At 45.1% G+C, this 21,580-nt stretch carries 19 protein-coding genes; 12 read left to right on the forward strand and 7 right to left on the reverse strand.

Annotated features, from left to right (window positions below):
• Nucleotides 1-49 precede the first annotated feature (49 nt).
• Nucleotides 50-889 carry a DMT family transporter gene (locus GVO60_RS03040; protein ID WP_159651117.1) on the forward strand — a complete coding sequence of 280 codons (840 nt, stop codon included), beginning with the start codon at nt 50-52 and terminating at the stop codon, nt 887-889.
• A 363-nt stretch (nt 890-1,252) separates the two neighbouring features.
• Here GVO60_RS03040 and GVO60_RS03045 read toward each other — a convergent pair whose 3' ends face one another.
• Both GVO60_RS03045 and GVO60_RS03050 read right to left on the reverse strand, forming a co-directional pair.
• A complete protein-coding gene (locus GVO60_RS03045) occupies nt 1,253-2,794 on the reverse strand; it encodes a purple acid phosphatase family protein (protein WP_159651118.1) in 1,542 nt (513 codons plus the stop codon).
• 391 nt (nt 2,795-3,185) lie between these two features.
• Nucleotides 3,186-3,578, reverse strand: coding sequence for an NUDIX hydrolase (locus tag GVO60_RS03050; RefSeq protein ID WP_159651119.1), 393 nt, complete (start codon nt 3,576-3,578; stop codon nt 3,186-3,188).
• A 190-nt stretch (nt 3,579-3,768) separates the two neighbouring features.
• Between GVO60_RS03050 and GVO60_RS03055 the strand changes: the two genes are divergently transcribed.
• Complete coding sequence (locus GVO60_RS03055; RefSeq protein ID WP_159651120.1) at nt 3,769-5,439, forward strand: amidohydrolase; 1,671 nt, start codon at nt 3,769-3,771, stop codon at nt 5,437-5,439.
• Between the two features lie 43 nt (nt 5,440-5,482).
• On the opposite strand, the gene GVO60_RS03060 is transcribed toward GVO60_RS03055, so the two are convergent.
• A complete protein-coding gene (locus tag GVO60_RS03060; RefSeq protein ID WP_159651121.1) occupies nt 5,483-5,977 on the reverse strand; it encodes a peptidylprolyl isomerase in 495 nt (164 codons plus the stop codon).
• Between the two features lie 48 nt (nt 5,978-6,025).
• Nucleotides 6,026-7,054 (reverse strand): LacI family DNA-binding transcriptional regulator, encoded by a 1,029-nt coding sequence (locus GVO60_RS03065; protein ID WP_159651122.1) that lies wholly within the window; start codon nt 7,052-7,054, stop codon nt 6,026-6,028.
• 248 nt (nt 7,055-7,302) lie between these two features.
• Between GVO60_RS03065 and GVO60_RS03070 the strand changes: the two genes are divergently transcribed.
• From GVO60_RS03070 to ulaA, 3 genes are read left to right on the forward strand one after another with little or no spacing between them, the layout of a single operon-like run.
• A complete protein-coding gene (locus GVO60_RS03070; RefSeq protein ID WP_159651123.1) occupies nt 7,303-7,746 on the forward strand; it encodes a PTS sugar transporter subunit IIA in 444 nt (147 codons plus the stop codon).
• Nucleotides 7,747-7,805: 59 nt separating this feature from the next.
• Nucleotides 7,806-8,093 carry a PTS sugar transporter subunit IIB gene (locus GVO60_RS03075; RefSeq protein ID WP_159651124.1) on the forward strand — a complete coding sequence of 96 codons (288 nt, stop codon included), beginning with the start codon at nt 7,806-7,808 and terminating at the stop codon, nt 8,091-8,093.
• Between the two features lie 9 nt (nt 8,094-8,102).
• Nucleotides 8,103-9,359, forward strand: coding sequence for a PTS ascorbate transporter subunit IIC (gene ulaA, locus GVO60_RS03080; protein ID WP_159651125.1), 1,257 nt, complete (start codon nt 8,103-8,105; stop codon nt 9,357-9,359).
• Nucleotides 9,360-9,420: 61 nt separating this feature from the next.
• On the opposite strand, the gene GVO60_RS03085 is transcribed toward ulaA, so the two are convergent.
• Nucleotides 9,421-10,284 (reverse strand): MurR/RpiR family transcriptional regulator, encoded by an 864-nt coding sequence (locus tag GVO60_RS03085; RefSeq protein ID WP_159651126.1) that lies wholly within the window; start codon nt 10,282-10,284, stop codon nt 9,421-9,423.
• 88 nt (nt 10,285-10,372) lie between these two features.
• The gene (locus GVO60_RS03090; protein WP_159651127.1) at nt 10,373-11,644 is read right to left on the reverse strand and encodes an amino acid deaminase; all 1,272 of its coding nucleotides are present in this window, start codon (nt 11,642-11,644) and stop codon (nt 10,373-10,375) included.
• Between the two features lie 180 nt (nt 11,645-11,824).
• On the opposite strand from GVO60_RS03090, the gene GVO60_RS03095 reads away from it, so the two are divergent.
• The 7 genes from GVO60_RS03095 (at nt 11,825) to GVO60_RS03125 (ending at nt 20,709) form a co-directional block, all read left to right on the forward strand.
• A complete protein-coding gene (locus GVO60_RS03095) occupies nt 11,825-13,258 on the forward strand; it encodes an N-acyl-D-amino-acid deacylase family protein (RefSeq protein ID WP_159651128.1) in 1,434 nt (477 codons plus the stop codon).
• A gap of 66 nt (nt 13,259-13,324) precedes the next feature.
• Nucleotides 13,325-13,717, forward strand: coding sequence for a RidA family protein (locus GVO60_RS03100; RefSeq protein WP_159651129.1), 393 nt, complete (start codon nt 13,325-13,327; stop codon nt 13,715-13,717).
• Nucleotides 13,718-13,929: 212 nt separating this feature from the next.
• On the forward strand, nt 13,930-15,450 hold the full coding sequence (locus GVO60_RS03105) for a sodium:solute symporter family protein (RefSeq protein WP_159651130.1): 1,521 nt from the start codon (nt 13,930-13,932) through the stop codon (nt 15,448-15,450).
• Nucleotides 15,451-15,528: 78 nt separating this feature from the next.
• On the forward strand, nt 15,529-16,470 hold the full coding sequence (locus GVO60_RS03110) for a sugar kinase (RefSeq protein ID WP_159651131.1): 942 nt from the start codon (nt 15,529-15,531) through the stop codon (nt 16,468-16,470).
• A gap of 23 nt (nt 16,471-16,493) precedes the next feature.
• Nucleotides 16,494-17,123 carry a bifunctional 4-hydroxy-2-oxoglutarate aldolase/2-dehydro-3-deoxy-phosphogluconate aldolase gene (locus tag GVO60_RS03115; protein WP_159651132.1) on the forward strand — a complete coding sequence of 210 codons (630 nt, stop codon included), beginning with the start codon at nt 16,494-16,496 and terminating at the stop codon, nt 17,121-17,123.
• A gap of 35 nt (nt 17,124-17,158) precedes the next feature.
• Nucleotides 17,159-19,609, forward strand: coding sequence for a beta-N-acetylhexosaminidase (locus tag GVO60_RS03120; RefSeq protein WP_159651133.1), 2,451 nt, complete (start codon nt 17,159-17,161; stop codon nt 19,607-19,609).
• Between the two features lie 74 nt (nt 19,610-19,683).
• Nucleotides 19,684-20,709, forward strand: coding sequence for a lactonase family protein (locus GVO60_RS03125; protein ID WP_159651134.1), 1,026 nt, complete (start codon nt 19,684-19,686; stop codon nt 20,707-20,709).
• A 23-nt stretch (nt 20,710-20,732) separates the two neighbouring features.
• Here the strand turns inward: GVO60_RS03125 and GVO60_RS03130 are convergent, their stop codons facing one another.
• On the reverse strand, nt 20,733-21,497 hold the full coding sequence (locus GVO60_RS03130; RefSeq protein WP_159651135.1) for a helix-turn-helix domain-containing protein: 765 nt from the start codon (nt 21,495-21,497) through the stop codon (nt 20,733-20,735).
• Between the last annotated feature and the right edge of the window lie 83 nt (nt 21,498-21,580).

Here is a 21,580-nt window from a genome sequence, read left to right on the forward strand (position 1 = left end):
CGAATGGTATGGCTTAGCTATACTCATCGCCTAGACTACAAGGATTTTTATGCCGACTTCACTTACTCTGCCTATCGCGTTGATAGCGTTTGCTGCCAATTCTTTTTTTTGCCGTTTTGCCTTAGCGGAAGGCTCGATTGATCCTGGCTCGTTTACATTGATTAGACTCGTGTCAGGGGCGATAACTCTGTCGATTATTTTACTGTTTCGACGTCAGCTGGAATCCTCTTTTTTCAAAAGCAGATTGAGCTGGTGGTCGGGAATAGCCTTATTTGGTTACGCAGTGAGCTTTTCTTTCGCTTATACCCAACTCAGCACCGGGACAGGGGCGCTGATATTGTTTGGTATGGTTCAGCTCACTCTCGTCGCATTCCATGTTTGGTCAGGTAACCGTCTCAAATCAGCGGAGTGGTTTGGTATTGCGATTGCGATATCAGGCTTTGTGATTTTGATGCTGCCATCAGCGCAAGCGCCAAGTCTAAGCTCTGCAGCATTGATGATTATTTCTGGTGTATTTTGGGCGGTATTTACCTTACTCGGCAGAAAAAGTGGTGTGGCTTCTGTCGCGATTACCCACGGTTTTGTCCTTGCGAGTGTATTGGCTTTGGCGGTAAGCCCATGGTTGATGAGTATCGATAGTATTACGCTTAAAGGAACAATATGGGCGCTGTTATCCGGTATTTTTGCTTCGGGGTTCGGTTATGTTCTTTGGTATCAGGTGATGAAGCACATTTCCGTCCTGCAGGCCTCTGTGGCTCAACTAGCGGTGCCTGTGATTGCGTTTGCCGCAGGCAGTATTGGACTAGGCGAGCCAATCACCCTCACTGCTGTGGTTTCATCTCTTCTAGTATTGGGGGGGATTGGGGTGATTTTTGTGGCGAAATCATAGGATAGTCTCTTTTTAATGCGCTTGTGTATTGTTACTAGAACAGCCGTTCGTGATTGTTCCAGTGATTTAATCTTGGTTCTTTGACCTTTGTAATTGGTGGGGATGCAATATCAAGCCCGTTTGTACTAACAAAGTACGTAAACTAGGTCTTAAAGTTTCTTCTTAAGGAAGCGTCGATCGAGCAGCATTGACTCGTATTGGAAACTCTTTTTTCTATTGAACAATTAAGTCAATGAAGGTTTCTCATTATTGAATGGTATAATTTATCAGCAATTATTAAGTTGCTTATTGAGTAAAAAGTGGCTTCCAAAAGAGGGAGCCACTATCTATTATTGGCAATTAATATATATAGTAGTCAACGAGTTATCTTTTCAGTTTTACAACGTCATCGTAGACTCGTCTCTCCCAACCAGTTATGTTGCCTGACTTGTCCATCAGTGGGAAGACATAAACTGGCGAGATCTCTGCGGTCCAATCACCAGCGGAATTTTTAGTGACATTGACTTCAAGGTGACCATAGTGTTTACCACCACTAACTAATTGTTTTCCTTTCCAAACTTCAGGTGAATCTAAATGAGCAAGAAAGACTTGATGAGGGTTGTCTAGCTTGACATCATACTTGCCGTCTTTACCAAAGTAAGGCCCGCGTAATCCATCACCACCAATGCCGATATCGTAAAAGTTGATGCCGTCGACCACAGAGTGCTCGTACATTTCATCATGTCCGGCAAAGACAGCTTTCACGTCATATTTCTTGAACAAAGGAGTTAGGATACGAACAGGTACACCAGATTGATTATCTTGACCATTTTCAAAACCACCGCTACCAGTTGGGAAGCCATGAGGGCCAACTGAGTATGGAATATGGTGAAATTGAACAAAGGTAAATTGACTTTGTTTCTGAGCATCAGCTAGTTGCTTTTCTAACCATTGATATTGCTCGGAGCCTGGATTGAAATCAGGTGCGTTAATACCAGTTAGACGCCAGTTTGTATCTTGAGCTGATTTATCTTTCTTACCATCTGAAGTATCAATAGAAATGTAAGTGATTGGTCCGTAATCAACACGATAGTAACGATCTTTAAATACGGCTCGCTTGCTGCCGTTATCAGGTACGTCAAAATAGGCTTGGTAACGAGCAATGGCTTGAGCAGAAAACTCTTCAACATATTCTTTTTTACCGCCGTCAGGGCCCGGATAATTTTCATGGTTACCTAGGGCTGGTAACAGTGGTGCTTGAGAGGCAACATTGCCCAGCTCTCCAGCGTTATGTCGCCAGAACTCGTCCCAGTCTCGCTGCTCGTTTCCTGACTCAACTAAGTCACCGGCAATGGCAATAAAATTGGGATTTCGCTCTGCAATGACTTTAAGGTTTTGCTGGTATCCAACTGTTTGATCGACGATATATTGCCTATTGAAATCACCAAACGGTTCTGACCAACGACGTGTTTTACCCGTTGATTCAGGTTCTGTCTCTGAATCTGAGTAGACAATAAATCGTACGTTATCCTCTTTACTCGGTGTGGTAAAAGTTGAGGTAAAAACGGTACCATTTTGAGTGACTGAGTATTGGTATTTTGTTCCTGAATCTAAGTTCAGTAGTCGAACATTGTGAATATACGGCGCGTTGATATTTGGCAGTTGATCGCGATACTTTTCAATTTCTGTTGGAAAGTAACTGAGTTCTTTAACTTCCGTAGGTGCTGAAATATATTCTTTGGTGGTGTTGTTTTTCCATACTGTCAGTTCACCAGGCTCATTGTCGTTTGATAACCACATTATGGTCATAGCGTCATTGGCCGGATTTTGCAAATAAGGTTGAACTCTAAATGCTTGACTATTGTCAACAGTTGCACTTGCGGCAAAGCTACTGAGTAGGCCGCACAATATCCATTTTTTTTTCATAATTTTCCCCGGTTTTTTGAGTGAGGTAAAAGCCTCACTTATAGTTAACTCATTTTGATTTTATAAAACCGATAGGAAGGTCACATTCAGGATGTTTAATTTTAGCCGCGAATTAGGAGAGATTTTAGCGATGGTCAGTAGTTATATTGTTGATTTTATTGGATTTTCTTTTTTTGAGGTGCTTTGTAGATAACTGTATGAGATCTCACAATCAAACTTTTTTTCCTTTGTGTATTAAGTTATTTGTCAGTAATAAGTATTTTTGTCGATTTGGTACCAGTGAAGGCAATACGCGCTAGTGAGAGACATAATGTATGGTGTGAATCACCACTTTTGGCCCATGCTGCGTTTTCTTTTGATTATGGTTATCCCTATTTAGTCTTTGAGGTTTTTACAAGCAGTGGAGAACGCGTTTTATTTCCTGTAACGCGATGCTATCGGCTTCAATTCCCACTGGGGCAGAATCAACCGGGTACCACTGCACTGTTTCTGCTTCCAGTGCGGTTAGCTCTCCTTGCCATTTGCTAATCACATAGTAATGAATGAGCTGTAGCTCGCAGATTGGATGGTAGAGTGAGCAGAGGTAGTGATACTGGATAGGTGCAATGGTGAGCTCTTCATCAAGCTCTCGAACTAATGCTTGGAGTTGAGTTTCACCTTGCTCGATATGCCCACCAGGAATGGTGATTAGTCCGGGATCGGTGGCTTTATCAATGGCCCGTTTTTCTAATAAAACCTGCTTGTCCTTAAGTAGGATAAAAGAGACGCATTCATGTTGTTTCATTCAAACTCCCTGTCGAACTCAGACCTGCAAATTAGGTAAATTTATTTTTATCAATGTGTTGTGATTATATACATAAGTAAATCGATAGCTCATGGTTTTTGTGGTGATGAACTATTCACTATGCTGAGTTAGTAAACTTATCCGGTTGTATTTATACTCAGTTCGAGTCTTCTGTTAGGACAATTCCTCTATGCGTTTTTCTTTTATACTTCCGCTGCTTGCTATCAGCAGTGGTTCTGCTTTTTCTTCTGTTCCTCTGGATGTTGATACCTTGTTTATCAATGCTCAGGTCCATCAAGTTGAGCAAGCGGATGCTGTTGCGGTTTCTGACGGTCGTATCGCGTCTATTGGCACTCGACAGCAACTGAGTAGATTGGCGGCTAATGGCACGCAAGTTATCGATCTTGAGGGAGGTTACTTACTGCCCGGTTTTATCGACAACCACAATCATGTGTTCGAAGCAGCATCAGAGGCTGGGGGACAGTGCGAGTTGAGTATGGATGCTGGGTTAGAGCAGCAGTTACCTTATTTGCAACAGTGCAAACAACTAACATCTAGAGAAGGTTGGGTCATGGGGTACGGCTTCTCAATTGATGCCATTTTGAGTGAGTCAAACCAGCGTAGTCCGTTAGAGGTGTTAGATGAGGCTTTCCCTGATCAACCCGTGATTTTCATGGAGCAGACTTCCCACGCGATGTGGGTGAACTCTCAAGCCTTGCAGCTCGCCAAGTTTACTTCTAAGAGCCCTGATCCAGTTGGTGGAAAAATACTTAGAGATGATGGTACCGGTCAGCTTACAGGGATCCTTCTTGATAATGCGGGTGATATCGTTATGGAGCTGGCATGGAACAGCTTGGAAGAGCAGTTTGATAAGAGCTACGAAGGCTTGATGAATGGGCTCTACGAAGCAAAACGTCACGGTATCACTACCATAGGGGACGGGCGTTTGTACTGGAAGCGTGGTTGGTTTCAAGTCTGGAAAGAAGTGGAGAAGCGCGGAGATTTGTCAGCACGAGTGTCGCTTCGTCCTTGGATTTATCCAACAGACTCTATCGAATCGCAATTGCCAGCGCTTGAAGCTATGCTGCGAACAGACAGATCTAAGCGTATCTTGATCGATCAAGTGAAAATGTATAGTGATGGGATACTAATCAATGGAACGGCGAAAACGCTCGCACCATACCTACGAACCTACATTCCTGAATCTCCTTATGGCCTAAACTACATCGCACCTGAGTCGATGAAAACGTGGTTGATTGAGCTCGACAAGATTGGCTATGGCGCACACATCCATGCGATTGGAGACGGAGCCATCCATGAGTCTTTGAATGCAATACAAGTTGCTCGTCAGCAAGGCTCTGAGCGTGAATACACATTGACCCATGTAGAACTTATCGATAGTAAAGATACGGCACGTTTTTATCCGCTCAATGTTACGGCAGATTTTCAAGTCGGGTCTGATTATGTGGCGTATCAGGATCACCAATGGGCGGAAGCCTTAATTGGAGCGCAGCGTGCCCACGCATTAATGAATCTAAAAAAGGTATTTGATACAGGGGCTAACGTAACCTTAAGCAGTGACTGGAATGTCCATGACATCAATCCTCTGGTTGGTATTGCGAATAGTTTGATTATGGGCAATAGCGGGTTGCCGGATATTTATTCAGCGATAGATGCGTACACCATCAATGCAGCCACTAGCTTAGGGATCGAAGATATGACCGGATCGATTGAAGTCGGAAAATCAGCGGATTTTGTTATTTTGGACAGGGATATAACTCAGCTCTCAGCTGAAGCGATTAAGAAGGCGCAAGTCTGGATGACGGTATTGGAAGGCCAAGTTGTTTATCAAGCTGAATAACTTAAAAACCGCCAGAGAAGGCGGTTTTTAAATGGATAGCGGCTTATTCAGTAATGGTCACTTTCTCGATTTTGATCGCATCTAGTGGTACATCATCATGACCCTTTTTAGATCCGGTCATCGCTTTACCGATATTGTTGACCACTTCCATACCCGCCGTGACTTTACCAAATACCGCATAGCCCCAACCATTATTGGTCTTAGCTGTGTGGTCTAAAAAGTTATTGTCATCAAGGTTGATAAAGAACTGAGCAGTGGCTGAGTGTGGCGCGTCTGTGCGAGCGAAGGCAATGGTGCCTGTGAGGTTTTTAAGGCCACGGTTCGCTTCATTGGCGATTGGCTCATGGGTTTCTTTTTCTGTCATATCTTCAGTATGACCACCCGCTTGGATCATGAAACCATCAATAACGCGGTGGAAAATCGTGCCTTCGTAAAAGCCTTCCTTACAATATCTCAGGAAGTTTTTTGAACTGACAGGCGCTTTTTCCATGTTCAGTTCAATTTCAATATCGCCATAGGTAGTAGACAGAGTAATCATTGGGTTTGCTCAAATAGGATAGATTTGCGCAGAGTATAGCAGTCGCCGTTAGTTAATTGCAGTACTTGCGCGTCTGACCAATTTAAAGCCTATATCTGTCACTTCATCAATGCGATCACCTTTAAGCTGATGCAATAACTTCTCTGCGGCTTTCGTACCCATTAATTCATAATCAATCTCAGCACAGGTCAAACTTGGGTAGGCGTGTTCACCCATGGTCGAGCCATCAAGACAAATAATCGCGATATCTGTTGGTACTTTTAATACTCGTCGGTGGCATTCAAAGAGTGCACCGATAGCGATCTCTTCATGGCTGCAGACCAAGGCATTTAGAGTCGAGTCGCGGAGTAATAATTTCGCTAAGCCTTCAGCCCCAAGTTGTGATGAAGGCGCTTCATGAGTGGTTAGAAAGTGATCCGGAGTCAGGTAGTTTTCGATCATTGCGGTTTGCCAACCGTGAAGCTTACGTTGCAAGGTTGAATGCTCACCTCTAGCACCGATAAAACCGACGTTTTTAAACCCTTGATCAATAACATGTTTAGTACAGGTTTTGCCAATATCAAAATGGTCGACACCAATATTGAGGTATTTCGGCGTGTTGCTCAGTTCAGCTATCTCAAGTACCGGAGTGTTTGCTGTTTCCAATAGTTGATGGGTACGCGCACTGTGTTCCCCACCAAATAAAACGATCCCAGCAGGACGGCTTTCTAGAAAGGTTGAGAGAAGTTTTTCTTCTTGCTCTACGGAATAGTCACTGTAGCCGAGCAGCAGTTGGTAGCCCGCTTTATTTAAAGCGTGTTGAAAGCTAGGTAAAAAGAGAGCGCATGATTTTTCGATAAGAGACGGAATGATCAGAGCGATCGAGTAGCTCTCTGCAGAAGCTAGCGCACCTGCGGCTTTATTGGGGATATAACCAAGCTCATCAACAACTTGTTGAATCTTTTCTCGCAGTTTGTCTGAGACTAAATCAGGTGTTCTTAATGCTCGCGAAACGGTCATGGTTCCAACGCCTGCCTTTTTCGCGACATCGGCTAAGGTCACACTTCCAGTACTTCTGCGTTTACGCGGTTCGCTCATCTTCTCTATGTCATTCTTTTATTGAATTTAGCCGCGACATTCTAGCACAGCCAAAGGATGGAAATGATATTAGCGTATTTGAGTTTGATCACAAGCATATGAAACCTATGGTTGATAGATAAATGGTAGCGCTATCACACTTTATGATAGCGCTATCAGGTAGCGCTATCATTTGTGATCTCAATCCGATTTTTCTGACAGGATCACCGATAGAGTAGCGCCATCAACAAACTAACTGGAATGATCCAATGCTAAGCGAACTCATTACTTCTGACGTCATCCGTATCCATTCTACTGCAACAGATTGGAAAGAAGCGGTCACCCTATCTTGCGAAGCTCTGATTGAAAATGGCTCGGTGGAGCCAAGTTATGTCGAGGCTATTTTTCGCTCTCATGAAGAGTTAGGTCCTTACTACGTGATTGGGCCGGGTATGGCGATGCCACACGCAAGACCAGAAGATGGCGTGAATCGTTTGTCATTGGCGATTACTGTGATTCAAAGCGGCGTGAACTTTAACTCGGATGGTAATGACCCTGTGAAAATGTTGGTCACTCTAGCGGCGACAGACAGTGATAGTCATGTCGGTGCTATCTCCAAACTGGCTGAATTATTTATGAATGACGAGCATGTAGAAGCGATCTGCAATGCTCAGACTGCTGATGATGTACTCGCAATTATCAGTCACTACTAACTAAAAATATTACTCCTGTGTATTACCCCCTATATACATAAAAACAAAAGGTAACAAATATGAAAATTATGGTTGTTTGCGGTCATGGTCTTGGGACTAGCTTAATGATGGAAATGAGCATCAAAGGCATCGTTAAGGAATTGGAAATTGAGGCGGCGGTCGATCACATCGATCTAGGCAGTGCAAAAGGGACAGAATGTGACATCTTTATTGGTACCAATGATATTACTGATCAACTGAAAGCTCTGAGTGTCGAGCCTAAGATCGTTAGCTTAGACAATATGGTTGATAAAGTGGCAATGAAAGATCGTTTATCTGTTGCTCTGCAAGAGCTTGGCGCGATGTAAGGAGGCGTTATGGAATTCTTTAATTTCTTAATGAATGATGTGTTATCAGAGCCAGCCGTATTGGTGGGTTTAATCGCGCTTATCGGTTTGATTGCGCAGAAGAAGCCAGTAACAGAGTGCATTAAAGGGACAGTAAAAACTATCTTAGGTTTTATTATTCTAGGCGCTGGTGCTGGTTTAGTGGTGAGTTCACTGGGTGACTTTGCGACGATTTTCCAGCAAGCATTTGGCATTACTGGTGTCGTACCGAATAACGAAGCGATTGTGTCGATAGCGCAAGAAGCGTTTGGTAAAGAGATGGCGATGATCATGTTCTTTGCTATGTTGGTTAATATCGTCATTGCTCGTTTAACACCATGGAAGTTTATCTTTTTGACAGGTCACCACACACTATTTATGTCGATGATGGTGGCGGCAATTCTTTCTTCTAGCGGTATGAGTGGCGTTACTCTAATTGCAGTAGGCTCGCTTGTTGTGGGCTCAGTAATGGTGTTCTTCCCAGCGATTGTTCACCCATACATGAAGAAAGTAACAGGCTCAGATGATGTGGCATTGGGTCACTTCTCTACGCTTTCATACGTTTTAGCGGGCTTCATTGGTAGTAAATTTGGTAACAAAGAGCACTCTACTGAAGAGATGAACGTACCTAAAAGCCTACTATTCTTGCGTGATACGCCTGTCGCAATCTCATTTACAATGGGCATCATCTTTATGGTGACTTGTATCTTTGCAGGTGGAGATTTTGTACGTGAAGTGAGTGGCGGTAAGCACTGGTTCATGTTCGCCTTAATGCAATCTATTACTTTTGCTGGTGGTGTTTACGTTATCTTGCAAGGTGTACGCATGGTGATTGCTGAGATCGTACCCGCGTTCAAAGGTATTTCTGACAAATTAGTACCCAATGCTAAGCCTGCTCTAGATTGTCCTGTTGTATTCCCATACGCACCTAATGCTGTATTAGTGGGCTTTTTATCAAGCTTTGCTGCGGGTCTGTTAGGTATGTTCCTTCTTTACGTGATGGGTTTAACTGTCATTATTCCTGGCGTGGTTCCTCACTTCTTCGTGGGCGCAGCTGCTGGTGTATTCGGGAATGCGACGGGTGGTCGTCGCGGTGCGATGCTTGGTGCATTTGCTCAGGGCTTATTGATTACTTTCTTACCTGTATTCCTAATGCCAGTACTTGGCGACTTGGGTTTTGCAAATACTACCTTCAGTGATGCAGACTTTGGTGCAGTTGGTATCTTACTTGGATTGATTGTCCGTTAAGATGATTGCTCAATAGATAAAAGCCTCCATTGTTGGAGGCTTTTTTGTGGATGCTTGGTCATCAATCTCCCAACGGTTGACGTTCTAGTCCGCCGCGATAAGAGTCGAGTGCCAGTTTCAATCGGCGGAGCTTGTCTCGAGATTTGCGTTTGTGGTTGACGGCGAGAGCCATCGAAATCACGTCAACTAAGGCGAGCATTGCATAACGAGAGGCAGAAGGCTTGTAGATGAAGTCTGTCTCTTGGTGTTCAATCGGTAGCGTTAAATCTGCCACGTTTGATAGCGGGGTCGATTTGGGCGTAATTGCGATCACTTTTATGCCGTATTCTTTTGCCAGCTCTGCGGTTTCAACTATTGCGGGTGTATAGCCTGTAGCGGAAAGCATGACTAACACATCGTTGTTGTCTGCTGTTGCGGCGACCATGCGAGAAAGTAGTCCATCGTTGTAGGCTACAATCGGGTAGCCTAAGCGAAATAGGCGGTGCTGCATCTCTTGCGCTGCGATGGTTGAACCTCCGCCCATGCCGACGGTAATAATCTGGCGCGCATGATGGAGCCATTCGACAGCTTGATCGACATCTTGTTCATTGATTAGGCTACGATTGATATCGAGTGATTGTTTGATCGACTCGTAAATGCCTTGATAGCCCCCTTGATCGGGTGGCTCTAAGATAAATCGTTGGCCGACCGTTAAGGTTTGCGCCAGTTTGATCTTCATATCACGAACGTTCTTACACCCAATGGCTTTGGCAAAGCGCGTAATGGTCGCTTCACTCACTTCGGCACTTTCGGCCAACTCAGTAATGCTCGCGTTCGCAGCGGTTTGGATATCATCCATGATCAGTTTAGCGACTTTCTTTTCAGCGTCACGCAAAGCACTGAAGCGTTCAGTGATTTGAGAAATAATATCGACTTCTAAACTCAAACTGTTTTCCTACTCTTTAGATGGAGGTTATGAGCACCTCCATTTTTGTCTACAGTATACCTTAATTGCTTGTTTGCTAAAGGCTTGCTTAGAAACGGGTTTCCACCCAATGAGTCACGTCATAACTGTCGTTGCAGATGGCAATAGCGCGCCATTTGTCGAAGGTTAAACATGGATGAGAGGTCGAAAAGGCGATGATATCTCCGACATTTAACTCGGACTCTACATCCACTTCCATGAAAACGTGTTGGTCCATCACGGCTGTAGTGGTGGCACCAGAAACTGAGATTGGTTTACCTGCTCGATACGCACGCTGCGCGATGGGTAACCCGGCATCAAATGCGACATCGCGTTTGCCCAAACCAATCACAAGCTTATTGGGTTCGGGGCGAGAAATAACGTATGCCCAAACCTCAAGTGCAGACTCCAAGTCCCCACCAAGCTGGCAAGCAAAACCTTGGTTGTTCTGAGCGCGCGTCATCACGTGGCTCTGCGCTTCCAAGTAGATACCCGTATCATGAATGGCGTAGCAACCAGGACGAATGATGGCCTCGAATGCATCGAGGTGAGCAAAACATTCTGCGACAACGTCATACCATGCCGATCCCGCACCAGTGATCATAGGTTTGCCAATAATCAACTTGTCATCGGCCATTTGTTGGGTGATTGCCAACGTAAGAGCGAGAAAGTCACGAATCGATTGTTCTGCGTTGTCGCCATGAATGACGCCTTCATAAACCTCAATACCTGTTAGGTGTAAATGGGATTGTTGTTGAATGAGTTCCGCGAGTTTGAAGGCTTGATTGTCGGTTCGGCATCCGCATCGTCCCCCTTCAACACCAAACTCGATCAAGACATTGAGTTGGCAATCTTGAGTACTGAAGAAGTTTTGCAGTGCTTGAACGTTTCGCTCTGAATCAACGCAGCAATAAAACTCAATGTCATGGCTTTCAATCAAGTTCGCTACGATGGCCATATTGGTCTTTCCAACTAATTGATTGGCCATGATGATTTTTTTAGCACCTGCTAATGCCGCAATTTCAGCTTGCGCAGGTGTGGCGACAGTTATTCCCCAAGCGCCATGTTCCAGTTGTTGTTTGAAAAAATTTGGTGTCATGGAGGTCTTTCCATGAGGGCACAGCTTCACGTTATGAGCCTGCGCGAATCGATTCATCCAAACCAAATTGTTGGCTAAGGAGGACGCTTTGACCACAGCTGCGGGTAGGCTGATTTCTTCATGTATTAGACTAAACCTTGGTTGCTGCTGACCAGATATCGGCTGAGCTTTTTCACCGAAGCCTGGGTAGGTTTGGGTGTCTTTGTGATAGTTTGTATCACGTTTCTCACTTAATTTTTTCATCGTGCACTCACTTCTAACATGCTTTAAGTTGCTGATTTTGAATGTTTGTTGTTATCTACATTACATTTAATGTTAGAAACTATCAAACAAATCGATCTTCAATGTGTGTTTTGTCACTGATTTCATTGTGGGAATTATTAATATGTAAAACATAGAAACGACGGACGAAGAGAGTAAACAATGTTGTTCGATACCATTATCAAAAGTGCAGAAGTCTTTGACGGTACGGGCGCGAAGCCATTTATAGCGGATATCGCTATTCGTCACGATCGAATTGAGCAAATTGGTCAGTTAGGAGACGCACAAGCAAAGCAGGTCATTGATGGACAAGGGCTTGCTATCGCACCAGGCTTTATTGATGTACATACCCATGATGATACCAACGTTATTCGCTTTCCTGAGTGTTTGCCGAAGATCAGTCAAGGTGTCACAACTGTCATCGTGGGGAACTGCGGAATCAGCGCAAGCCCAGTTGTATTGGCGGGTGACCCACCGGATCCAATGAACTTACTTGGCCTACAAAGTGATTTTAAATACCCAACCTTTGCAAGCTACGCAAAAGCGGTTGAACAAGCACAACCGGCAGTCAATGTTGCCGCTTTAGTTGGGCACACAGCGCTGCGTAACAACGTGATGGATGATCTTCAACGCACTGCAACGGATGAAGAGGTTGCGCAAATGCGCGCAGCACTTAATCAAGCGATGGAAGAAGGTGCACTCGGGCTGAGTTCAGGGCTTGCATACGCCAGCGCGAAACAAGCTACCACCAATGAAGTGATGCGTTTAGCACAAGTTCTGGGCGAGCATGGCGGCATCTATACCACGCACATGCGTACAGAATTTGAAGAGATTCTTTCTGCGATGGAAGAGGCATTTGAAACGGGTCAATTTGCTAAAGTCCCTGTGGTGATTTCTCACCTGAAATGTGCCGGTGCAGGTAACTGGGGCAGAACGGTTGAAGTGCTTAACTTGATGGACAAAGTCTCAGAGCATCAAGATGTCTCCTGTGATTGTTATCCATATTCGGCGAGTTCATCAACACTCGATCTAAAGCAAGTGACAGAGGATTTCGACATCTTCATCACTTGGTCTGAATCGCGCCCTGAACAGGCAGGCAAGATGCTTAAGCAAATTGCAGATGAGTTGGATATGTCTCTGATGGATGCGGCGAAAGCACTCCAACCAGCAGGCGCTGTTTACCATTGTATGGATGAAAATGATGTGAAACGTGTACTCAAGTACAAGTTGACCATGGTGGGATCAGATGGTTTGCCCAACGACCCGCATCCTCATCCACGTTTATGGGGAACCTTCCCTAAGGTACTGGGCCATTACAGCCGAGAAGAGAAGTTATTTCCACTTGCTGAAGCTATTCACAAAATGACGGGAATGTCAGCGAAACGATATAACTTGGAAAACCGTGGTGAAATTCGAGTCGGAGCATTTGCAGATTTAGTTTTATTTAATCCAAATACAATTAAAGATACCGCAACTTTTGAGAATCCTATCTCAATGGCACAAGGTATTGAATATGTATTTGTTAATGGCGAGTTGTCTTATTTTGAAGGCAATGTTAGCAATGAAAGAAATGGCTCATTTATTTATAGAAAATAAATAGCACAAACAATAAATATCAATTACTCACTTTATTATTAAGTTTTAGAAATACTGGAGAATATTATGTCTATTAAACGTTACGGTGTTGAAGGTGGTACAGGTACTGGTGGTCAGCATCTTCCGTTTGCTCGTGCAACTGAAGCGGGTGGCTTCCTTTATGTGTCTGGTCAAACTCCTATGACAGATGGTGAAGTCGTTGAAGGAGGTATTGTTGATCAATCTCGCCTAGCGATTCAAAACTGCGTAGACATTATGGAAGAAGCGGGCTACACACTTGAAGACGTCGTTCATGTAAAGGTGGTTCTAACCGATTCTCGTTACTTTCAATCGTTCAACAAAGTATTCAAAGAGTTCTTCGGCGAGCACCCACCAGCGCGTATCTGCATGGTGTGTGACCTAGTGGTAGACGTTAAGGTTGAAGTTGATGTGACTTGTTATCGAGAAGATCGTCGATAAATATCACAGAATAAATTATATAAAGTGCCGGGGTGATTCTATCCCTGTTAATATTACTTCGGCGCTCTTACCCTACAAAATAAATTAAAAGCAACAGCGCATATAAATAGTGATCTTAATTCAAATAATTAAGAGGGTTATTTATATCTAGGAATAAATAATAATCGTTTGTTGCAAATAATTAAATATGGATTTTAATTAAGAGGTGTTCAATGAATAGTACACTGTTCCTCACTGGTTTTGGCGCTTATGTCTTGTTTTTAATCTGGCTTGGTTGGTTCGTTTCTCGTAACCAAAAATCGGGTGAAGATTTCTTACTGGGTGGTCGTGGCTTACCTCTGTTTTTAGTTTTAGGTACAACCGTTGCTACCATGGTTGGTACGGGCTCGAGTATGGGCGCGGTGGGCTTTGGCTACGCTAATGGCTGGGCTGGTGCACTTTATGGTATTGGTGGCGCGATTGGTATCTTACTGCTCGCCTTGTGGTTTGCGCCGGTACGCAAGCTCAACTTTATGACCATGAGTGAGGAGTTAGCATACTATGTTGGCGCCAATCGAATCGTTAAAAACGTGGTTGGTCTGCTTATCTTTATCGCATCAATCGGTTGGTTAGGAGCACACATCCTTGGTGGTGGTATGTACCTCGCTTGGATTGCTGATATTGAGCTAAGCACGGCGAAAATGATCATTGCGGCGGCCTTTACTATCTATGTGGTCATTGGTGGTTACACCGCAGTTGTTTGGACAGACACAATTCAAGCTATCATCCTATTCGTTGGCTTCATTTTAATGGCTGTATTGTCTGTGCAGCATATTGGTGGCTTTGAAAACCTATATGCAGCAATGGATCCTGCGGCAACCAGCTTCTTAGCGATTGAAAAATTAGGGCTATTACCTGCTATCTCATTGGCTGTGGTTATCGGTGTCGGTGTCCTTGCAACGCCATCTTTTCGTCAGCGAATCTACTCAGGTAAAGACGTGTCTACGATTCGCCGTTCATTTGTAGCATCGGGCGTCCTTTACTTATTCTTCTCAATCATCCCTGCAATCATTGGTATGGCTGCGCATGCGATTGATCCGACACTGACGAACCCGAACTTCTCGTTCCCTTACGTAGCAGCAACCATTCTGCCTGTGGGTATCGGTCTGATTGTTTTGATTGCTGGCCTTTCTGCGACAATGTCGAGTGCAAGCTCTGACGCTATTGCGGGTGTATCGATTCTTCTGCGCGATGTTTATGTGATGTTCACAGGTCGCGTACCCAATAAAGAGTCAATGCTGAACTACTCTCGTCTTGCTTTGATTGTCGTGATTGGTTTGGCACTACTGTTTGCTCTTACGTCAAACGACATCATTAGCTACATCACCAAGATGATCTCTACAGTTATGTCAGGCATGTTTGTCTGCGGCATGCTAGGTCGTTTCTGGAAACGTTATAACTGGCAGGGTGCACTAGCAACATTGGCAGGTGCTTCTATCGCCTCAGTCACCGTGATGATGAGCTCAGACCTCACTGCTCTATGGGGCAACCCTGTTATCCCTTCATGCTTGTTTGCGCTAACGGCAGGTATTGTTGTGAGCTTGCTGACACCAGCGAACCAAGTTTCACCAGAAATGGCTCGTGCAATCTTAGACGATGAGCGTGCACTGATGGAGATGGAGTTATCAGATAAAGGTCAACTTGATGAAGATGTGTCACTTCAAAACCGCAAAGCAGCAGAAAATGCGTCTTAGTGACGGGTAAAAGCAATAGCGATTAAATCAGGTGGCTCACTGTTATGAGCCACCCATTTTGAAAAGGTTAGCCCCACAATGACAAATCCACTTCACATCGCATTCTTTGGCGAGTGCATGATCGAACTTAGCGGCCTTCCTCTGAAAAAAGGTTTTGGCGGCGATACGCTTAACACGGCGCTTTATCTTTCTAGGCTGACTGAAAACACGCCAGTATCGGTTAGCTACGCGACAGGCTTAGGTGAAGATGCTTTATCAGAGCAGCTAGTGTCAGCATGGCAAGATGAAGGTATTAACACTTCTCTGGTCCAGCGCTACAGCGATAAGTTGCCGGGCTTATACATGGTAGAAACAGACCAGCAGGGCGAACGCAGCTTCATGTACTGGCGAGATAGCGCTGCAGTGAAAAGCTACTTTTCAGGTTATGAGTTAAGCCTGCTTGAACAATCAATGCAGCAAGGTTCGGTGGATGCGGTTTATCTGAGTGGCATCAGCTTAGCGATTCTATCGGATTCCAGTAAAGAACGGCTTATTAGTGCGTTAAGCAATTTCTCTCAGGCTGGTGGCCTGGTTATTTTTGACAATAACTTCCGCCCCCAGCTATGGACAGCAGAGCAAGCCAAGCATTGGTATAGCGAGCTTCTTTCTATCGTTGATATTGCGCTCATTACGGAAGATGACGACCAGCTCGTCTGGGGAAAGGATGAGAGCGTAGAAGAGCGCAGTCAACGTTTTGGCTGCAAAGAGACCGTGATTAAACGCGGTTGTGAGCCGTGTAAAGTCATTTGGCAGCAAGAGGGCAACACTCACCACGCTTATGTCAGCGCTGAGCGAGTAGCGAATGTCGTCGATACCTGCGCGGCCGGTGATTCCTTTGCAGCAGGGTATTTAGCGGCGCGCTTAAACGGCCAAAGTGCTGAAGCGGCAGCGACATTAGGGCATCAACTGGCCTCAACAGTCATTCAGTTTTCAGGTGCGATCATCCCAAAAGCGGAGATGGCGCATCTGACTCTTTCTTAAATTTTGATTGGTACTTAATAAAAATGAACAACGAAATGATCAACAAACTAAAACAATTCAAAGTTATCCCTGTTATTCAAATCAACAAAGTCGAGCACGCAATTCCGCTGGCAAAAGTCTTGGTTGAAAACGGCCTGCCTGTCGCAGAAGTGACGTTCCGAACAGTCGCCGCCGCCGATGCGATTAAAGCAATGAGCGATGCTTACCCAGAAATGTGTGTGGGCGCTGGTACGGTGCTAAATGCCGAGCAAGTGGATCAAGCAAAAGCAGCGGGTTCAGAGTTTGTTGTGGCTCCGGGTCTAAACCCAAACACAGTACGTTACTGTCAAGAAATCGGTATGCCAATTGTACCGGGCGTTAATAATCCTAGCCAAGTTGAGCAAGCGTTAGAGCTTGGCCTTAACTTCCTCAAATTCTTCCCTGCCGAAGCATCAGGCGGTGTGGCAATGGTGAAATCACTGCTTGCTCCGTATGTCGATGTGAGCTTGATGCCAACAGGCGGTATTGGCAAAGGAAACGTCAATGATTACCTAGCGATTGACCGAGTGGTGTGCTGCGGTGGTACTTGGATGGTCGCGCCAAGCCTAATCGAAAACGAACAATGGGACGAGATCGCAAAGTTGGTTCGTGAAGCGGTTGAGCATGTGGCGTAGCTCTGAACAATAAAAATAATGAAAGGACAAACACAATGAAAAAAGCGACGTTGGCTTTATTGATTTCTGGCTTAATGGCGGCACCGACAATAATGGCTATGGCACCCAATACTGACTTAAACCTCATGCCTTACCCACAAGAAGTGGAGCTCGGCTCTGGCACGGTTAGCATCGACAAGGAATTTAGTATTTTCATCAAGGGTTACGATTCTGAGCGCGTTCAGTTTAACGCTAAGCGCACCATGGATCGTTTATACCGTCAGACTGGCTTGCCAATGCTCCACTGGCAAGCTGAGTCTGAAAAAGAGGCGACTTTGGTGATCGATATTCGTAAAGCGCCAAAAGATGATGTACAAAACATTGATAGTGATGAGTCTTATCAGCTTGACGTAAAAAATGGTCAGATCCGTATCTCGTCTGATCGTCCGTATGGTGCTTTCCACGGCCTTGAAACGTTTCTTCAGCTCGTGACAACCGATGCGTCTGGTTACTCAGTACCTGTTGTTTCTATTGACGATGAGCCTCGTTTTAAATGGCGTGGTGTTTCTTATGATACCTCTCGTCACTTTATCGAACTCGATGTGATTTTGCGTCAATTGGATGCCATGGCTTCAGCGAAAATGAACGTTTTCCATTGGCATATTTGGGATGACCAAGGCATTCGTATTCAGTTGGATAACTACACTAAGTTGTGGTCTGAAACTGCAGACGGTGACTACTACACCAAAGATGAAATCCGTTATGTGGTGAACTACGCGCGCAACCTTGGTATTCGCGTTATCCCTGAAATTTCACTGCCGGGCCACGCATCCGCGGTTGCCCACGCTTACCCTGAACTCATGTCTGGATTAGGTGAGCAAGCTTACTCGCAGCAACGTGGTTGGGGCGTGTTTAAGCCGCTCATGGACCCTACCAATCCTGAGCTTTACACCATGCTTGCAAGCGTATTTGATGAAGTGGTTGAGCTGTTCCCAGATGAATATTTCCACATTGGTGGTGATGAGCCAGATTACACCCAGTGGAAAGAGAACCCTAATATCCAACAGTTCATTGCTGACAACGATTTAGATGGCGAACGCGGCCTGCAATCTTACCTCAACACCAAAGTTGAGAAGATGCTTGAAGAGCGTGGCAAGAAGATGTCCGGCTGGGATGAGATCTGGCATAAAGACCTGCCAACATCGATTGTGATCCAAAGCTGGCGCGGGCATGACAGCATTGGCCGTGCTGCTAAAGAAGGTTACCAAGGCGTACTGTCGACGGGGTACTACTTAGATCAACCGCAGCCAACGAGCTACCACTACCGCAATGACCCAATGCCAAAAGGGATCACGGTGGATGACATGCTACACAGCGGTGAAAAATTTGAAACGTACGATTGGGTGAAACCACGTAACAAGGGCGGCCCACGTAAAGGTAATATCACTATTATCGAAGCAAAAGACGGCTCTTTCCGCGCATTTACTGACTACAACGGCAAATCTCGTGAAGAAGTGCATATTCTAGAATACGTACCGGGCGTTAAATTCCGTGGCCATTTCGACAACTTCATGTCGTACACCGAGTTCAACTATGAATTTGCAGGTGGCAAGCTGAAGGAAGGCAGTTACCAGATTATTGGTAATGTTCGCTGGCCAGCAACGGGTGAATTGGTGGCAAGTAGCGCAACCAAAGGCAGTGTGATTCCAGCGCCAAACGGAGGCTACCCTGCTGAGCTTAAAGGTAAGGAGAAAGATCTCATCCTCGGTGGTGAAATTACCATTTGGGGAGAAAACCTTGATTCGATGACGATTGAGCAGCGTTTATGGCCACGCAGCTATGCCATTGCGGAGCGTCTATGGTCGAGCCAAGAGCTCACCGATGAGCGCAGTATGTACCAACGTATGAGCGTGATGGACACTTGGTCTGAGATTTCATTGGGTCTTCGTCACCATGCGGATGCCACCATGATGCTTAAGCGTTTGGCTAATGGTGCCGATGTCACACCACTACAAACCTTAGCGAAATACATTGAACCTGCGCAGTACTACGCACGCCATTGGGAGAAGTGGATCTCAACGCCAAACAAAGGTGATTTGTACAACCAATATGAGCGCTTAAACCGATTTGCCGATGCGCTACCTGTTGAGAGCTTAGCGGTTTATGAGATGAACGATCTGGTTGCTGAGTTTGAAAATGGGGATAAAACTGCGCTAGATAAGCTGAAAATGCATTATCAAGTGGTCATGTTAGCGGCGCAGCAAGCCAAGCCTATTTTTGCCAACAACGTAGCATCGGTTGATACCGTGAAAGTGGCCGATGCAACTGTGAAAGTGGCGGAGCTTGCCAATACCTTGATTGATATCGCGAGCAAAGGTGAGTCTATTCGCAAAGCTGATGCGGCCGAGTATCAACGAGTGATTGATGAGAATGCCATCATCCTTGATGAAACGATTGTCGCGATAGTGAAGCCAACTGAGAACTTACTCCATACTTTAACTAAGTAGTATTGAAACCAATTGCCGCCAGTTCACGCTGGCGGCATTGTGTTTGGTAAAGACGTTTTATTTGGAGTGTAACAATGCAAGCAAGTGGTCACTTACATTTTTATGTTGGCACATACACGGATTCACCAAGCCAAAGTAGAGGCATTGTGAAAGTCAGCCTCAATCAACAAACAGGTGAGCTGATTCGCCTTGACGATGTTTACCCTCTGCGAAACCCTTCTTATCTCACCCTAACTTCGCAAGCGATTTATAGCTTTTCAGAAGTTGCGCAACAAGAGGGCGCTCAGCTAGTTTGTTTGCAAAACCAATCGGCTTTTTCCTTGCCAATAGCGGGCGACTACCCGTGTCATTTGGATGTCTCACCAGATGGTAACTATCTTGCGGTGGCGAATTATGGCTCGGGTAATGTAAGTGTTTACTCGCTGGATAACCAAGGTGTACCTGTGAGTCAGGTCGCTAACTTGGTTGAAGAGGGAAAAGGGCCAAATCAAAACAGACAGCAATCCCCTCACGCCCATCAGGTGGTGTTTCAAACGACCCAGCCGAGATTAGTGAGTGTCGATTTAGGCAGTGATGCTGTTCGTTTCTATGACATTGTTGAGGGTGAATTCAATCGAGTTCAAACCGTGGCAATACCCGCAGGTTCGGGGCCTCGTCACCTTGTTTTTAACCGAGCAGAAGATACCGCTTACGTAGTGTGCGAGCTGAGTGAAACCTTAGTGGTATTAAGTCTATTGAACGGTGAATGGCAAGTGACGCAGCAAGTGGATTTATTGCCAGAGAGTGAAAAGGGCGAGGCAGCATCCGCGATTAAACTCTCTGCTGATGAACGTTTTATTTACGTTTCTTGTCGTCATCAAAATCGTCTGAGCTGCTTTGATGTCTCTGGTCCACAAGTGCAGTGGCTACGCGCAACATCAAGTGGGGGCCAGTTCCCTCGTGATTTTACCGTTTCTAAGTGTGGTGAGTGGCTGATTGCCGCGAATCAGCACTCTAATGACTTAACGAGTTTTCGCCGTGACCCGACAACTGGCTCGCTTGAAGCGACAGGCTATCGATGTTCAGTGGATGCGCCTGTGTGCGTTGTAGAGCCGCTGTAGTGCGCGCCATCATTGGCTTTAGGTTACTCGGTTAACCTGACAATGGTGGGCAGCGTATCGTGAAATGCCCCTTTGGCTCCCATAAAACCAAATGTGTAGTGAGCCACTTTTAACCCTTCTCTCAGCCGTAAATCTTGGCTTTCTCGTAGTAAATTAAACATCCAGTCTTCTAACTTTTTAGTGATTTGCTTGAATTCTTCATGCGTCAATTCGGCTTTTAAACTGATCAAAAATGCTTGGTCATCTTCAACCGGAATGTTGACGACTCGTTTTTGCAATCCGTTAAGCACTCGTGTGGTGAAAAACTCTGGGTATTTCGCACCTTGTTCAAAGGCTGTGTGCCCAGGTACTAGCAGTTTGCATTGATTGTGAACCCCAAGGGAGACTAAGCCCACTTTCTCTAGTCTTCTCAAATAGAGATGAATGGATGCAGGGTCGAGTTGATACCGCTCAGCAATATCTTCTACCGTTTTGTGCTCCGCAAGCTCACTCCAAAAAGTAAACAAAGCTGGGCAGTCATAAAAAGCAGCATCTTGCTCCTGAGTGAACAGAGGGATGCTATTAAGTTTTTCTTCAGCTTGTTGCAGAATTTTCGACAGAGGAAAACCAATGAGATGGCTAATATGAATCAGGCGCTGCATGGTCATCGGCTGAGTATTATTGAGTAGACGTTTCACACTCACTTCGGAAATTTCCAAGTCTTTTGCTAAGTCTTGATAGGCGATTCCTCGACTTTTTAGTTGTTGCTTGAGAATTACGCACACTTCTTGAGCCAGTTTCTGATCCATGAACTCTCCGAATAAACACCGTTCGATACAATGGGTATCATAATAGTGATCTTTACGAGTATTGATTGAGATAAAAGGTCGTT

Source organism: Vibrio atypicus (assembly GCF_009811315.1).
GTDB classification, from domain to species: Bacteria; Pseudomonadota; Gammaproteobacteria; order Enterobacterales; family Vibrionaceae; genus Vibrio; species Vibrio atypicus.